The sequence below is a fragment of the Polaromonas sp. P1_G2 genome, from assembly GCF_056405515.1.
In genome coordinates this window covers 1-15749 of sequence record NZ_JBFUBY010000072.1, presented here as the reverse complement: position 1 = coordinate 15749, position 15749 = coordinate 1, and the positions used below count along the sequence as shown (strand labels likewise).

The 15749-nt window shown below is 59.0% G+C and carries 10 protein-coding genes, 2 tRNA genes and 3 rRNA genes; 5 read left to right on the top strand and 10 right to left on the bottom strand.

Annotated features, from left to right (window positions below):
* On the top strand, positions 1-1063 hold a 1063-nt coding region (locus AC1D0P_RS09905), incomplete at its 5' end, for a phosphatase PAP2 family protein (RefSeq protein ID WP_477676569.1).
* A gap of 8 nt (positions 1064-1071) precedes the next feature.
* Positions 1072-2955: a S8/S53 family peptidase gene (locus tag AC1D0P_RS09900; RefSeq protein WP_477676568.1), complete on the top strand. Its 1884-nt coding sequence runs from the start codon at positions 1072-1074 to the stop codon at positions 2953-2955.
* Positions 2956-2968: 13 nt separating this feature from the next.
* Here the strand turns inward: AC1D0P_RS09900 and AC1D0P_RS09895 are convergent, their stop codons facing one another.
* From AC1D0P_RS09895 to AC1D0P_RS09875, 5 genes are all read right to left on the bottom strand, one after another.
* Positions 2969-3616 (bottom strand): Crp/Fnr family transcriptional regulator, encoded by a 648-nt coding sequence (locus AC1D0P_RS09895; RefSeq protein WP_477676567.1) that lies wholly within the window; start codon positions 3614-3616, stop codon positions 2969-2971.
* A gap of 65 nt (positions 3617-3681) precedes the next feature.
* Positions 3682-4344 carry a helix-turn-helix transcriptional regulator gene (locus AC1D0P_RS09890; RefSeq protein WP_477676566.1) on the bottom strand — a complete coding sequence of 221 codons (663 nt, stop codon included), beginning with the start codon at positions 4342-4344 and terminating at the stop codon, positions 3682-3684.
* Positions 4345-4459: 115 nt separating this feature from the next.
* Positions 4460-5368 carry an esterase/lipase family protein gene (locus AC1D0P_RS09885; RefSeq protein ID WP_477676565.1) on the bottom strand — a complete coding sequence of 303 codons (909 nt, stop codon included), beginning with the start codon at positions 5366-5368 and terminating at the stop codon, positions 4460-4462.
* A gap of 41 nt (positions 5369-5409) precedes the next feature.
* Positions 5410-7005: a GMC family oxidoreductase gene (locus AC1D0P_RS09880; RefSeq protein WP_477676564.1), complete on the bottom strand. Its 1596-nt coding sequence runs from the start codon at positions 7003-7005 to the stop codon at positions 5410-5412.
* Positions 7006-7022: 17 nt separating this feature from the next.
* Positions 7023-7529: a hypothetical protein gene (locus AC1D0P_RS09875; RefSeq protein WP_477676563.1), complete on the bottom strand. Its 507-nt coding sequence runs from the start codon at positions 7527-7529 to the stop codon at positions 7023-7025.
* Positions 7530-7596: 67 nt separating this feature from the next.
* Here AC1D0P_RS09875 and AC1D0P_RS09870 point away from each other — a divergent pair, with 67 nt between their 5' ends.
* The 3 genes from AC1D0P_RS09870 (at position 7597) to AC1D0P_RS09860 (ending at position 11043) form a co-directional block, all read left to right on the top strand.
* Positions 7597-8337 carry a DUF8198 family protein gene (locus tag AC1D0P_RS09870; protein ID WP_477676562.1) on the top strand — a complete coding sequence of 247 codons (741 nt, stop codon included), beginning with the start codon at positions 7597-7599 and terminating at the stop codon, positions 8335-8337.
* A gap of 75 nt (positions 8338-8412) precedes the next feature.
* Positions 8413-10098 carry an AMP-binding protein gene (locus AC1D0P_RS09865; protein ID WP_477676561.1) on the top strand — a complete coding sequence of 562 codons (1686 nt, stop codon included), beginning with the start codon at positions 8413-8415 and terminating at the stop codon, positions 10096-10098.
* A 24-nt stretch (positions 10099-10122) separates the two neighbouring features.
* Entirely contained in the window at positions 10123-11043 is a 921-nt protein-coding gene (locus tag AC1D0P_RS09860; RefSeq protein ID WP_477676560.1) for an MBL fold metallo-hydrolase, read from the top strand.
* 233 nt (positions 11044-11276) lie between these two features.
* On the opposite strand, the gene rrf is transcribed toward AC1D0P_RS09860, so the two are convergent.
* The 5 genes from rrf to AC1D0P_RS09835 form a co-directional block, all read right to left on the bottom strand.
* Positions 11277-11389 (bottom strand): 5S ribosomal RNA (gene rrf / locus AC1D0P_RS09855).
* 143 nt (positions 11390-11532) lie between these two features.
* Positions 11533-14412, bottom strand: a 23S ribosomal RNA gene (locus tag AC1D0P_RS09850).
* A 308-nt stretch (positions 14413-14720) separates the two neighbouring features.
* Positions 14721-14796: transfer RNA gene (locus AC1D0P_RS09845), tRNA-Ala, on the bottom strand.
* Positions 14797-14813: 17 nt separating this feature from the next.
* Positions 14814-14890 (bottom strand) — tRNA-Ile (locus AC1D0P_RS09840).
* A 112-nt stretch (positions 14891-15002) separates the two neighbouring features.
* Positions 15003-15749: ribosomal RNA gene (locus AC1D0P_RS09835) — 16S ribosomal RNA — on the bottom strand; the annotation flags it as partial.

The window sequence follows — 15749 nt, the reverse complement described above, 5'->3', positions numbered from 1 at the left end:
CTTCGGTGGCTTCGGTGGCTTTGGCGGTTTCGGTGGTTTTGGTGGTTTCGGCGCGCCGGACGCCAATCCCTTGCTGGCCGATGGCATGACAAAAAGCAGCGCGGCCCTCGCAGGGCCATTCCAGGGGCCGACCTTGCCGGTCAACCTTCCCCTTCCCATCGACAAGCCGGACCGGCTGGCGCAGTGGGCGGCTGAGCGGCGCCTGCAGGTCTGCGCGCTTGAACTGATGGGCGGCCTTCACTTCGGTGTTCATTTGGCGCGCGAGTCGGTCACCCTGGGGTTTGTGGACCTCAACAAGAAACCGCTCAAGGACCATGCCATTGTTCGCCTGGTTCGTCCCACGGCCAAGGTGTTCAAACAACAGGTGGGGCTGGTGGCCAACTATGCGGAGCTGCGTGAAGACCGCGGCAGCGAAATCCTGAGCCAGATGACGCCACAGGTCCCGTATTGGGGATCCATCGTGGGCCTGCAGCCGCACCGCCATAAATGGACGCTGGAGCTGATCGCCTTGACATTGGCGCTCACGTCCGACGTGGAGATGCGCTTCAAGCACGCCTTCGCCTGCCCGCGTCCCATGGAGCTGTCGCCGCAGATCCAGCCCATGATTGACACCCCCGGCCATGCCAGTTGGCCCAGCGGGCATGCCACCGAAGCCTTCGCCGTCGCCACGGTGCTGCTGGCCTTGCTGGAAAGCGCCAACGGCACGGCGGCCAAATACCGGGAGCAACTGGAGCGGCAAGCGGCGCGCATCGCGGTGAATCGCACGGTGGCAGGCCTGCACTACCCGGTGGACAGCGCCGTGGGCCGGCTGCTCGGCACCGCGCTGGGCGAGTTTTTCGCGGCGCGCTGCCTTGGCAGCAACCAGCTGCATGAACGCGGTTTCGACGGCCGCAAGTTTCACGATCCACAGGGCGACGTTGTCGATTTCGACCTGCGCGTTCCGATGGACGACAACCACAGCGGCTACTACCAGTACCTCACCAAAATCGGTACCGTGGCGGCCTCGCCGCTACTGGCCTTTATGTGGTCCAAGGCGGCCAAAGAGTGGGAACCCCTGAAGTAAGGACACCCATGACCTGGCACAAACTTCCCAAAGGCGGCTTCACCGGCATTGACTGGGGCAAACCGGACGCGACGAACGGCTTCGATCCCTACCTGATATGGGCTGAGGCCGATAGCTTCGTGGGTTACGGCGGCACACAGCCGAAGTGGCTTGCTGTGGCGATTGAACTCAACCCCGGCGTCAGCGTCGCCCAGTTGATAAGCGCGGCCTCGCCGCAATGGCTGCATGTGCCGCCGGTGTACACCTCCAGTGCCGCACCGGCTGGGTTGCGTTACTGCACAGCCCGCGTCAAGCCGGCGTTCTTCAAGCACATCCAGCCGGGCGGCAACCTGCACGCGCTGGTCAAACGGCTGGAGCTGGGTTTGGCCGCTGGCCTTCACACGGAAGGCCCGGGCTTCATCGGGACGACGACCGGCGCCCCGCCCCTGCTCAAGGGCAAGGTCATGGCGCTGATCGACGACGGACTGGCTTTTGCCAATGCCAGCTTCTTGCACAAGGGCAAGGCGCGTACGCGCTACTTTTGGCGGCAGGACGGCAAAGGCGTGGGCCGATCGCCGGTCGGCCTGGGTTACGGCCATGAGCTGACGGCCGCCGACATCAACCAGGCGATGCAGCAGCGCAGCTACAACGGTCTGGTGGATGAAGGCGAGGTGTACCGGCATTTCAAGCTCAAGGCGCTGGAAAAGCGCGTCAGCCACGGCACGCATGTGCTGGACCTGGCGTGCGGCCCGCGCACGCTGGTGGCGCAGATGGCCGATCTCCCGCCCGGTTTTGACGGGCCGGCCAGCTGGGCCCTGGCCGATGACGATGCCAGCCGCTGCGACATCGTCGCCGTGCAGCTGGACTACGACACCGTGGCCGATACTTCGGGCGGCTCGATGAACGTACACGTCCTTGATGGATTGATGTATGTTCTTTCCCGCTGCGCGCATGACGCGAAAATCGTGACCAACATCAGCTTCGGCAMCCTGGCCGGGCCGCATGACGGAAGTTCACTGCTGGAAGCGGCGATGGACCAGCTGATCACGCTGTGCGGCCAGCGGCTGCGGATCGTGCTGGCGGCAGGCAACAGCTACCAGTTGCGCACGCACGCCAACGTGACCTTGGCAAAAAATGAGCACGCAGTGCTGCACTGGCGCGGGCAACCCAATGACGCCACCGAAAACTTCCTGGAGTTATGGCTACCGCCGCAGGCCCACGGCATCCGGATAGAAATCACGCCTCCTGGACACGCCGCACTACCGGCGCTGGACTTCGGCGAGTCCCGCATGTGGACGGGCAACGGCACGCAACCGCTGTGCGCGCTGATTTACCCCAAAAGCGTGGCAACCGGCACACACGGCACCTGCGCGCTGATCGCTTTGGCACCCACCTTCAGTTTCGACAAGGGTGTCGCCACGGCCCCTAGCGGCGTGTGGCAGATCAAGCTGACCAACACGAAGCCGGGCAAGGTCACGATAGACGCCTATGTGGAACGTGACGACGTGGTGACCGGCCCGCGAGGCGGGCGCCAATCGCACTTTGAAGACAAGCTGTACGACATGAGCGGGAACCCGTGGTCATTCGTGGATCACCCCGACAATCCGACCTTGATCCGGCGCAGCGGCAATTTCAACAGCATTGCCACCGGACGCAAGACGGTATCCGTGGGTGGCACGCGGATCGTGGGCTCACACTGGGCGCATTACTCCCCGCAAAAGCCGGACCCCGATGCAGGCAGGCCTGAGCGTCCCGGTGTGGTGAAAACCGCCAGCACCGCGGCGTTCAGTGATGAGAATCCCGCCTTGACGGGGGTTCGGGCTGCCGGCACCTACAGCAGTTCAGCCGTCCGGCTAAAGGGTACCAGTGCCGCGGCGCCGCAGGAAACGCGGCGCATCTTTAACGCGATATAGACCGCCCTCGCCGCTACCAGCGACTGGGCAGTTTCTTGAGCAGGGTGATGCGCTTGGTGCCCATCTCGATGTAGCCGCCCTTTTCAAGGTCTTTGAGCAGGCGGCTGACCATCTCGCGCGAGGCGCCGACGCGGCTGGCGATATCCTGGTGGGTGATCGCCTCCAAGGTGACGCCCTCGGCGGTATCGCGGGTCGCGACGTCGTCGTGGGCTTCCAGCACGGCAATCAATCGCCCATACACGTCAAGCAACGCCATATTGCGGGCGGCTTCCGTGGCGGTGCGGGCACGGCGGATGACCTGGACCACCAGATTGATGGCGAATCCTGGCTCATCGACCAAGTGTTCGCTCACTTCCGCGCGACTGAGCACGGCGCAGGTACAGGGCTCCAGGGTGATGACCGAGGCGGAACGAGGCCCTCCGTCCAGCGACATTTCACCGAAGTAGTCGCCTGAATGAATCCTGCCGTAGGTGATTTCACGGCCGCTTTCGTCCATGGAGAACACCTTGACGCTGCCTTTGAGCAGCACGAACAGGCTGTCCCCGATTTCGCCCTCATTGATGACGACCGCCTTTTTGGGGTAACTTCGCACCGCGCCGCGCATGGCCAGGGTGCGTAATTCGGGGGTCAAATGGGCGTAAAGATCTTCTTCGGGAGGCATATGCGGACTCATGTTATGAGTCGTAATCTAGCACGTTGCCGGCCGTCCCGACGCGAATATCAATGTCAATGAATCTGTCCGATCGACAAGGGGGCGATGGGCGGCAGGATCGCCACGCGATTGACCAATTCCCGGACACCGCTGGAGGCGGTCTTGGCACACAGGCTGCGCACATGGCTGCGCACGGTGGAGACGGCGACTTTCATCTGCGTGGCGATCTCGGGCGTGCTCAGGCAGCGGCATAGCAAGACCAGCACCTGCTCTTCCGTGTGGGTGAGGCCGTGGTTGCGGGCGAACGCACCGAACACGCCGGACTCGCTCACCCCCACGCGCGACAACATGAGCGCGATCCGGTCACAGGGGCTGCCAGGCTGGCGCTGCAGCGGGACCAGGGCCAGGGTGAAATCCACGCCCTCTGCCGCCAGCTTGATGAGGCCGCGCTTGCCGGCCATGGCCTTGCCCAGGGCATTCTGGAAGGCTTTGGCGTCGGCCGGCATGAGGACCTTCAACTCGCCCCGCTCCGCACCCAGCACGGCGGCGCGGTCGAGTTCGCGCCGGGCGGCCTGGTTGGCGTGCAGTATCTTTCCCTGGGTGCTGACGATGAGCACGCCGTGGGCCAGCTCATCCAGCAGCAGGGCCAACAGTGCCGGCGCCGGATCAGTTTCGTCCAGGGAAAAAGGAGGGGCGGCCTCCAGGAAGGCGGCTTCGGGCTGTGCATACAAGGTCACGGGGCGCTCCATCCTACAAATAGATGAGCATAAAAAGCCAGGCCGAATGTGGATAGTGAATATGCAGGGTCATTCTTGTGAGAAATTCACATGAATTTGCCCCCAGGGCCGCTTTTCAGGCCGGCTCGCGCTCCAGCATGGCCAGGGTGGCGTCCATGACCTGCGGCAGGAAGGCCATCTGCACGTGGGCGGCGCCGCGGACCAAGCGGTTGTCGGCGCCGGGCAAGGTAGCCGTTGATGTCGGGAACACGATGTTGTCGCAGTTGGAATACCAGCACGTGAACAGCGCATGGCGGCCAGCCGGCATCTCGTGGTCCAGCTGCGTCTGCCAGTCGGACTGCAAGCGCATCTGGCGGCCATTGTGGCCATGGCCGAAGCGTGCCAGCCAGGTCCCTCGGTGCGGCGATCCTATGGTGACCACATGGAAAACGCGGGCCTCGGCTCGCATGCGCTTGAGCCAGGCCCGGACAGCCAGCCCGCCCATGCTATGGCATACCAGCAGCGGCGGCAGGCCGGTGGCCTCGGTGACCTGGCGGACCGCCTCGTCGATCTGCGGCGCATAGTCGTCGATGGAGCCGAACAGGGGTTCGAGGTTGACGGCGACAAAGGCGCGACCGCCAGCCCGGACGCGTTGCAGCCAGGGCGTCCACAAACCGCGGTTGCAGAAGAAGCCGTGCACAAACACGACGCCGCGGCGCCCCTGGACAGCTGTAACGGGCGCAAGCTGGTCCGGCACCACGTTCATGCGAAAGGGCTGGCGCCAGCAGAACACGCGCGGCGCCGTCAGGGTCTCGCCCACCCAGGCTCGCAGCAGTTCCATCCAGGTAGGCTGCGGCGCCGGGTCTTGTTTGTTGACATGATGGAGGAAAACGAATTCGAGGGCCAGGAAAACGGTGTAGCCCAGCACGAAGACCAGAAACCCCGTGACGGCCAGCACAGGGGAGTCGCTGCGGAACCAGAACAGCCAGCCAAAGGCCGCTGCGACCAGGGACAGGGTGATGAGTCTTTGCAGGTGGGCCAGCATGGATGGGAGATGGAAAAAGAAGCGGATCAAGCCGCAGTATCTCAGGCCAGTGTGACAACCCGGCCCGAGAGCCTGCCGGCCAGGTCCTGCGCCAGGCGGTTCACCATGCCGTAAATGGAGAGCTGGGGGTTCGCGCCTATGCTGGTCGGAAACAGCGAGCCGTCGTGGATCGACAGATTCTCAAGTTGCCAATGGACGCCGTCCGGCCGGATGACGCCCTGGCGTTCGGTGCCGGCCAGGCCGCAGCCGCCCATGACGTGGGCGCTCACAACCCGCGTCAGCAGGGGCTTCATGGGCAAGGCATTGACCGCGTCGCGCGCCTGCGCCCAGGAGGTGTAGGGCTGGGCCATCTCGTGCAGCGGCAGCACCTGTTTCGCGCCCGCAGCGAACTGGATTTCCATCATCGACAGCAAGGCCCTGCGCCCTCCCTCCATCACGTAGTCCGTGAGCGGGTAGTCCAGCACGGCGGAGTTGTCGCTGCGCAGCTTGACCTGCCCACCCGGCGACGCGTCATGAAAGCCGTCGCGCAACAGCGCCAGCAAGGTATGGTTGTAGGGGAAGGATTTGAGCAGCTCGTGCTGGCCCTGGCCGAAGCCCGGCACCGTCGACGCAAAAATCACCGGATGCAGCGGCGGGGCCTCGAGCTTGTAGCCTATGGGACCGTCGATCGCCTGGGTTTCCAGGAAATGGTCGGAGTAAATGGTTTGCGGTGCGCCGTTCCAGGCTTCCACTTTTTGCTCGAATACGCTGGAAGACATGACCACGGGGTGCAGAAAGGTGCGGGCGCCGAGTACGCCATGCGGATCGGGCGCCTGCGAACGCAGCAGCACGGCCGGCGAGTTGATGGCGCCGCCGGCGAGCACATAATGTTTCGCGGCGATCCTGATAGTCTCGCCTGCGCCCATGCTGCGGCATACGAGCGCGGTGACCTTGCCGTTGGCCAGCTCAAAGCGTTCCGCGCGGGTCTCGGTCAGCAGCTGCGCGCCCTTGTCGAGCGCTGCGGGGATGGTGGTGACCAGCATGGACTGCTTGGCATTGGTCGGGCAGCCCAGGCCGCAGGAGCCGAGGTTCCAGCAACCTTTGACATTGCGCGAAATGGCCGATGCGGGAATCCCGAGCCTGGCCGCGCCTCTGCGCAGCAAGTCGTTGTTCTCGTTGGGAGGCACCAGCCAGGGCGTGATGTTGAGGCGCTGCTCCGCCTGAGCGAAGTAGGGCGCCAGCGCATCCGTGGTGTAGCCGTCCAGCCCGAACCGGTCCTGCCAGAACTTGAGCGTGGAGTTTGGCGTGCGAAAGGAGCTGGTCCAGTTCACCGTGGTGGAGCCGCCCACGCAGCGGCCCTGCAGGATGTTGATGGCCTTGTCCTCGGTCTTGCGCGCCGCGCTTTCCTGGTACAGCGAGGGATAGGCTTCTGATTCTTTCTGGTTGAAGTCGCTGCTGCTTTTGAGCGGGCCCTCTTCAACAATCACCACCTGCAGGCCGGCCTTGGCCAGCAGCTCGGCCGTGATGCCGGCGCCGGCGCCGCTTCCGATGATGGCGACGTCGCAGCCGATGTTTTTCGGCGCAGGCCCGAGCGCACCGCCCATGACTTTCCAGCCACGTGCGATGCCCTCGCGGATCGGGTCTTTCAATTGGCTCATGCTGCTTGGGGTGGTCTTTAGATCTTCATGGGGCCGGGATATCCCAGCAGCGGCCAGCTGGCCGGATCGGAAAAATACGCGCCCGCGGTGATGTCGTGCAAGGCGGCGTAGGCCTGCTGGCGCAAGGCCAGCCTGGACAGGCGCATGTCCTGAAGTGATCGCTGGATGTCGGCGATGGACGCCTCGTCCCACGGTTGGCTCAGACCGGCCAGGGTGCGCCGGCCCGCGGCACTTGCGAGCAAGGCCAGCAGTTGCGAGAGTTCGGCCTGCGCGTGCGGCGGCAGGGCCTGCACCAGCACGTCGATGCGGCCGAGCAGGCCGTCCAGTGCGATGTGCCGCGCGCCGTCTTCGGCCGGCAGCGTCTTGTCCAGCACGGCCCTTCCAACGGCGGAAAATACTTCACGGCCCGAGGCGCTCAACGTGCCGCCGGCGAGGCCGGGCTGCAGCAACGCGGCCGTGCCGCCGGCAACCAGCAGCACGGCAGCCGACGCTGCGCCGAGCTTGAGGAGCGTTCTTCTTTGCATCCCGGCAGTTTCGCATGGGCATTTAAGTTTCAATAGGGGCCCGTACCTAGATAAACTCCGGGTTTGTATGGACGCCTCCGCACAACAAATACACGACGCGCTAGAGACCGTGGCCAGGCTTCGGCAACAGCACAGGGCCGACCCGCCGCTGGCCCGGGCCAGCGCCGAGGTCAAGCGCTTCCAGGCGCGCCGCTTCCAGGCCACTTATTCCGACCTGCTGCACAGCCATCGGTATAAAACGGCGGCTTCGTTTTTTCTGCAGGAGCTCTACAGCGACAAGGACTATGCCGAGCGCGACCAACAGTTCGCGCGTATCGCCGGCACCATCGCCAAGCTTTTTCCGCAACCCGTGGTCAATACCGCGGCGGCGCTGGCGGAAGTGCACGCGCTGACGGAACAGCTCGACGACCTGATGGCGCGCGAATGGCTGACGGATGTTGAGGCCGTCCCCCAAAGCAGTGACTGCGCGCGTTACATCCGCTGTTGGCGCCGCGTCGGGGACATCGCCGCGCGCGAGCGGCAACTCGAGGTGGTGCTGCACCTGGGACGGGAGCTGGACCGTCTGACACGAATGTTCGRGCTTCGCACCCTGCTCAAGATGATGCGCGGTCCCGCGGCGGCGGCCGGGCTGAACTCGCTGCAGCAATTCCTGGAAACCGGCTTCGATGCATTCGCCGATATGCGCGGAGCGGGCGAGTTTCTCAAGCTCATCAAAGACCGCGAGACGGCATGGATTCACGCCCTCTTTGAGGACGACGCTGTCACCTGCGAGACCAGATTGGGCCATTTGCTCGCGGCCGGGCCCTGATATCGCGCCGGCATTAGGACAAGCCCCATACGGATTCCCTCGCGCGGCTTTCACAATGAGCAGCAAGGAGTTTGTATGAACAAGCATTGGCTCAAGAGTTATCCCGAAGGCGTTTCGCACGAAATTAACACCGAACAGTTCCGTTCACTGACGCACCTGCTGGAGGAGTCGTTCAAGAAGAACGCGGCCAAGCCGTTCTCGGTGTGCATGGATCGCTGGATGAGCTACGGCCAGCTCGATGACCTTTCTTCGGCGCTGGGCGCCTGGCTGCAAACCCTGGGCCTGGAACCCGGTGCCCGCGTGGCCATCATGCTGCCCAACGTACCGCAGTTTGCCGTCACCATGGCAGCCATCCTGCGCGTGGGCTACACCTGCGTCAACGTTAACCCGCTCTACACCGCGCGGGAGCTGGAGCACCAGTTGCGCGACTCCGGCGCGACGACCATCGTGATCCTGGAAAACTTCGCGGCCACCCTGGCGGAGGTGATTGAACGCACGCCGGTGAAGAACGTCGTCATGGCTTCCATGGGTGATTTGCTGGGTTTCTGGTACGGACAGTGGATCACTTTCGCGGTCCGCCACCTCGCCAAGCTGGTGCCGGCGTACAAGCTGCCATTGAGCGAAGGGCGCAGCGTCACCGCCTTCAATCGCGCGATTGCCGAGGGCAGCCGCCTGGCGCTCAAGCCCGCGCAAAGCACATTGGATTCCATTGCATTTTTGCAATACACCGGCGGCACCACCGGCCTGTCTAAGGGTGCAGTGCTTACCCATCGCAACATCGTCGCCGCAATTTTGCAGGCCGAGGAATGGTTCACGCCCGCACTGAAGCGGATCGGCGACGTCAGCAAAACCAACAACATTGCGGCCCTGCCGCTGTACCACATCTTCGCGCTGACGCTGTGCCTGCTGACCATCCGCTGGGGCGCCCATCTGACGCTGATTCCCAATCCGCGCGACTTCGGAAAGTTCATTGAAGTTCTCAAGAAGCGGCCGTTTCACCTGCTGCCGGCGGTCAACACCTTGTTCAACGCACTGCTTCAGCACCCACAGTTCAAGACAGTGGACTTCTCCAGCCTGTGTGTTTCCCAGGCCGGCGGCATGGCCGCATCCGAAGGCACGGCGAAGCACTGGCTGCAGGTCACAGGTTGCCCCATGATCGAGGGCTGGGGCATGAGTGAGACTTGCGCGATCGGCACCAACAATCCGGTGACCAACAAGGATTTCACCGGCACCATAGGATTGCCTCTGCCCAGCATCGAGGTCGCGATCAAGGATGACGATGGCAAGTCGCTCGCGATAGGGGAGTCCGGCGAGATCTGCATCAAGGGTCCGCAGGTCATGACGGGCTACTACCAGCAGCCGGAAGAGAACAAGAAGGCGTTCACCTCCGACGGCTTCATGCGCACGGGCGACATCGGCATCATGGACGAGCGTGGATACACCAAAATCATCGACCGCAAGAAGGACATGATCATTGTTTCCGGCTTTAATGTCTTCCCCAACGAGCTTGAGAACGTGATTTCCCTGTGTCCTGGTGTCATTGAATGTGCGGCCATCGGTATTGCGGACGACAAACAGGGTGAGGCCATCAAGGTTTTTGTTGTCAAGAACGACCCTACACTGACCGAGGACGACGTGAGCGCCTATTGCAAGCAACACCTCACGGGCTACAAGCGCCCCAAATACATCGAATTCCGCGATGACCTACCCAAAACCAACGTCGGAAAGATCCTCAGGCGTGAATTGCGCGCGTCGGCCTGAGTTTTTTTTCGGCAGTAGTTGCTGATGGCTGCGCCGGATTTCCCGCCTGGGCTGCATGTTTTCGAGCGTGGCTGGCTCTCCGCCAACAATATTTTGTTCACGGGTGGTGACGAAACCCTGCTGGTCGACAGCGGCTATTGCACGCACGCGGCGCAAACACTCTCGCTGGTGGAGTCCGCTCTGGGTTCGCGGCCTCTCGATAGGCTCATCAACACGCATTTGCACAGCGACCACTGCGGCGGTAATGCGGCTTTGCAGGCGCGTTATCCAGGCCTTCGTACTTTTATTCCACCTGGCCACTCAAAACAAGTTGCGGATTGGGATCCGGTAGCGCTGACTTATTTGCCGACAGGGCAGCTTTGTCCGCGGTTCAGCTTTACGCAGACGATCCAGCCGGGGATTTCCATGCGTTTTGGATCGGCGATGTGGCAGGTTCATGCGGCGCCTGGGCACGATCCGCACTCGCTGGTGTTTTTTGAACCTCGGACTCGGGTGCTAATTTCCGCGGATGCCCTGTGGGAAAACGGATTTGGTGTGGTATTTCCAGAGCTCGAGGGCGCGGATGCATTCTCCGAAGTCGCTGCGACCCTTGATCTGATTGAGCATCTGAATCCAAAAACCGTGATTCCCGGGCATGGACGTGTCTTTGCCTATGCGCCCGAGGTGTTGGCACGAGCACGCCAGCGCCTGGATTCATTCGTCAGCAAGCCATCGAGGCATGCACAGCATGCCGCGAAAGTTCTGCTCAAGTTCAAGTTGCTCGAAACCCAGCGCCAGGATTTCGATGAGTTTGCGCAATGGGCGACCGAAACACCCTATTTCCTGCAAATCAAGAACAAGTTTTTTGCTGAAATTCCTGTCCGCGCGTGGATCAAGCAACTCAGCGATGAGCTGGTTGCGGCCGGCGTGGCTCAAAGGGATGGCGAGTACATCGTGAACGCTTGAGCGCTCCAGGCTAATTGGGTTCGAAATCCGGGGTTGCTCCTCTGCGGAAGTGCCTTTCAGCTCGCACTCTCCCGCAGATCACGCATCCCAAAAACAAAAAAACCCGCCATGAATTCATGCGGGCTTTTTTTGAACCTCCGTGCGACCTGGTCACCTGTCACACAGGCAAATCAAGCGCACAAAAGAAAACGCCCGGTTGATCAAAAATCAACCGGGCGTTCCTTGCTGTAAGAGCCTGACGATGTCCTACTTTCACACGGGAATCCGCACTATCATCGGCGCTAAGTCGTTTCACTGTCCTGTTCGGGATGGGAAGGAGTGGTACCAACTTGCTATGGTCATCAGGCATAACTTGTTGACAGACTGTCCAAAGAACAGCCCATCGAATTCATAGAGTAAATCAGATTTTATTTAGATTCGCACAGCTGCTGGGCTGTGCTTTTTGAATGCGTCAACTTGGCATAACAACTTCGAATTAATCAAAGTTATAGGGTCAAGCCGCACGAGCAATTAGTATCAGTTAGCTTAACGCATTACTGCGCTTCCACACCTGACCTATCAACGTCCTGGTCTTGAACGACTCTTTAGGGGGCTCAAGGCCCCGGCAGATCTAATCTTGAAACGAGTTTCCCGCTTAGATGCTTTCAGCGGTTATCTCTTCCGAACTTAGCTACTCGGCAATGCCACTGGCGTGACAACCGATACACCAGAGGTTCGTCCACTCCGGTCCTCTCGTACTAGGAGCAGGCTTCCTCAAATCTGCAGCGCCCACGGAAGATAGGGACCAAACTGTCTCACGACGTTTTAAACCCAGCTCACGTACCTCTTTAAATGGCGAACAGCCATACCCTTGGGACCGGCTACAGCCCCAGGATGAGATGAGCCGACATCGAGGTGCCAAACACCGCCGTCGATATGAACTCTTGGGCGGTATCAGCCTGTTATCCCCAGAGTACCTTTTATCCGTTGAGCGATGGCCCTTCCATACAGAACCACCGGATCACTATGTCCTGCTTTCGCATCTGCTCGACTTGTCAGTCTCGCAGTTAAGCACGCTTATGCCATTGCACTATTAGCACGATGTCCGACCGTACCTAGCGTACCTTCGAACTCCTCCGTTACACTTTGGGAGGAGACCGCCCCAGTCAAACTGCCTACCATGCACTGTCCCCGATCCAGATAATGGACCTAGGTTAGAACCTCAAACACACCAGGGTGGTATTTCAACGTTGGCTCCATGCGATCTAGCGACCACACTTCAAAGCCTCCCACCTATCCTACACAGATCTGTTCAAAGTCCAATACAAAGCTACAGTAAAGGTTCATGGGGTCTTTCCGTCTTTCCGCGGGGAGATTGCATCATCACAAACATTTCAACTTCGCTGAGTCTCAGGAGGAGACAGTGTGGCCATCATTACGCCATTCGTGCAGGTCGGAACTTACCCGACAAGGAATTTCGCTACCTTAGGACCGTTATAGTTACGGCCGCCGTTTACTGGGACTTCAATCAAGAGCTTGCACCCCATCATTTAATCTTCCAGCACCGGGCAGGCGTCACACCCTATACGTCGACTTTCGTCTTAGCAGAGTGCTGTGTTTTTAATAAACAGTTGCAGCCACCGATTTTTTGCAGCCTCATTGGGCTCCCCAAGTAAATGGTTCACCTACTAAAGGCACACCTTCTTCCGAAGTTACGGTGTCAATTTGCCGAGTTCCTTCTCCTGAGTTCTCTCAAGCGCCTTAGAATACTCATCTCGCGCACCAGTGTCGGTTTGCGGTACGGTCGTGTGTAGCTGAAGCTTAGTGGCTTTTCCTGGAAGCAGGGTATCACTCACTTCGTCTGCAAGCAGACTCGTTATCACCCCTCATCTAAGCCCGGCGGATTTACCTACCAGGCACGACTACAGGCTTGAACCAACATATCCAACAGTTGGCTGAGTTAACCTTCTCCGTCCCCACATCGCACTACACATCGGTACAGGAATATTGACCTGTTTCCCATCAGCTACGCATCTCTGCCTCGCCTTAGGGGCCGACTCACTCTACGCCGATGAACGTTGCGTAGAAAACCTTGCGCTTACGGCGAGGGGGCTTTTCACCCCCTTTAACGCTACTCATGTCAGCATTCGCACTTCTGATACCTCCAGCAGGGTTTACACCACCACCTTCACAGGCTTACAGAACGCTCTCCTACCACTTGCAATAAATTGCAAATCCGCAGCTTCGGTAACTGGCTTAGCCCCGTTACATCTTCCGCGCAGGACGACTCGATCAGTGAGCTATTACGCTTTCTTTAAATGATGGCTGCTTCTAAGCCAACATCCTGACTGTTATAGCCTTCCCACTTCGTTTCCCACTTAGCCAATTTTAGGGACCTTAGCTGGCGGTCTGGGTTGTTTCCCTCTTGAGTCCGGACGTTAGCACCCGGTGCTCTGTCTCCCAAGCTGTACTCATCGGTATTCGGAGTTTGCATTGGTTTGGTAAGTCGCCATGACCCCCTAGCCAAAACAGTGCTCTACCCCCGATGGTAATACTTGAGGCACTACCTAAATAGTTTTCGGAGAGAACCAGCTATTTCCAAGTTTGTTTAGCCTTTCACCCCTATCCACAGCTCATCCGCTAGTTTTGCAACACTAGTCGGTTCGGACCTCCAGTGCGTGTTACCGCACCTTCATCCTGGCCATGGATAGCTCACTTGGTTTCGGGTCTACACCCAGCGACTGATCGCCCTATTCGGACTCGATTTCTCTACGGCTACCCTATTCGGTTAACCTTGCCACTGAATGTAAGTCGYTGACCCATTATACAAAAGGTACGCAGTCACCCCTTACGAGGCTCCTACTTTTTGTAAGCACACGGTTTCAGGATCTATTTCACTCCCCTCCCGGGGTTCTTTTCGCCTTTCCCTCACGGTACTAGTTCACTATCGGTCAATGATGAGTATTTAGCCTTGGAGGATGGTCCCCCCATATTCAGACAGGATTTCTCGTGTCCCGCCCTACTTGTCGTTAGCTCAGTACCACAAGTCTCTTTTTGCATACGGGGCTATCACCCGCTATGGCCAACCTTTCCAGGCTGTTCTGCTAAGAGTCTTGCTATCACTAACAGGCTTCTCCGATTTCGCTCGCCACTACTTTCGGAATCTCGGTTGATGTATTTTCCTCGAGCTACTGAGATGTTTCAGTTCACCCGGTTCGCCTCGCATACCTATGTATTCAGTATGCGATACCCCTAAGGGTGGGTTTCCCCATTCAGAAATCTCCGGATCAAAGCTAATTTGCCAGCTCCCCGAAGCTTATCGCAGGCTATCACGTCTTTCGTCGCCTATCATTGCCAAGGCATCCACCATGTGCTCTTATTCACTTGACCCTATAACTTTGATTTCTCAAGTTATCTTCAAGGAATGATGTCTGGTCTTTCACCAGACGCGTTATGCCGTATCTTTCAATATCCGGTTTGATCCGAAATTAAAAGTTTCTTTTGACGCAATCAAAAATCTCTAAATGTTGCTGATGGCACGGTCTGCACTAAACCTTTACGAATGTGCAGTTTCCACCAGCAACGCTGATTTAACTCTATGAATTTTTAAAGAACAGCCAATAATTGAAATGAATCAATTAACACAAAGCATCCTCAAAGAAGATACTTTGCATTAATTAAGTACGCCCGAAATAAGTTGGTGGAGGATGACGGGATCGAACCGACGACCCCCTGCTTGCAAAGCAGGTGCTCTCCCAGCTGAGCTAATCCCCCAAAATTCAAACCTGATTTGGTGGGTCTGGTTGGGCTCGAACCAACGACCCCCGCCTTATCAAGACGGTGCTCTAACCAGCTGAGCTACAGACCCTCAAATTCAACAGTTGAACTGAAGGTAGCACCAATTAGATTGATGACCAATGCTGTTGTTTAAGACAACAGCCGATAAGAATGGGCGTAAGAATTTGATTGCATATTTCCAGAAAGGAGGTGATCCAGCCGCASSTTCCSMTACGGCTACCTTGTTACGACTTCACCCCAGTCACGAACCCTGCCGTGGTAATCGCCCTCCTTGCGGTTAGGCTAACTACTTCTGGCAGAACCCGCTCCCATGGTGTGACGGGCGGTGTGTACAAGACCCGGGAACGTATTCACCGCGACATTCTGATCCGCGATTACTAGCGATTCCGACTTCACGTAGTCGAGTTGCAGACTACGATCCGGACTACGACTGGTTTTATGGGATTAGCTCCCCCTCGCGGGTTGGCAACCCTCTGTACCAGCCATTGTAKSACGTGTGTAGCCCWRCCYRTAAGGGCCATGAGGACTTGACGTCATCCCCACCTTCCTCCGGYTTRTCACCGGCAGTCYCWYTAGAGTGCCCAACTAAATGTAGCAACTAATGACAAGGGTTGCGCTCGTTGCGGGACTTAACCCAACATCTCACGACACGAGCTGACGACAGCCATGCAGCACCTGTGTTACGGTTCTCTTTCGAGCACTAAGCCATCTCTGGCGAATTCCGTACATGTCAAAGGTAGGTAAGGTTTTTCGCGTTGCATCGAATTAAACCACATCATCCACCGCTTGTGCGGGTCCCCGTCAATTCCTTTGAGTTTCAACCTTGCGGCCGTACTCCCCAGGCGGTCAACTTCACGCGTTAGCTTCGTTACTGAGTACTAATGCACCCAACAACCAGTTGACATCGTTTAGGGCGTGGACTACCAGGG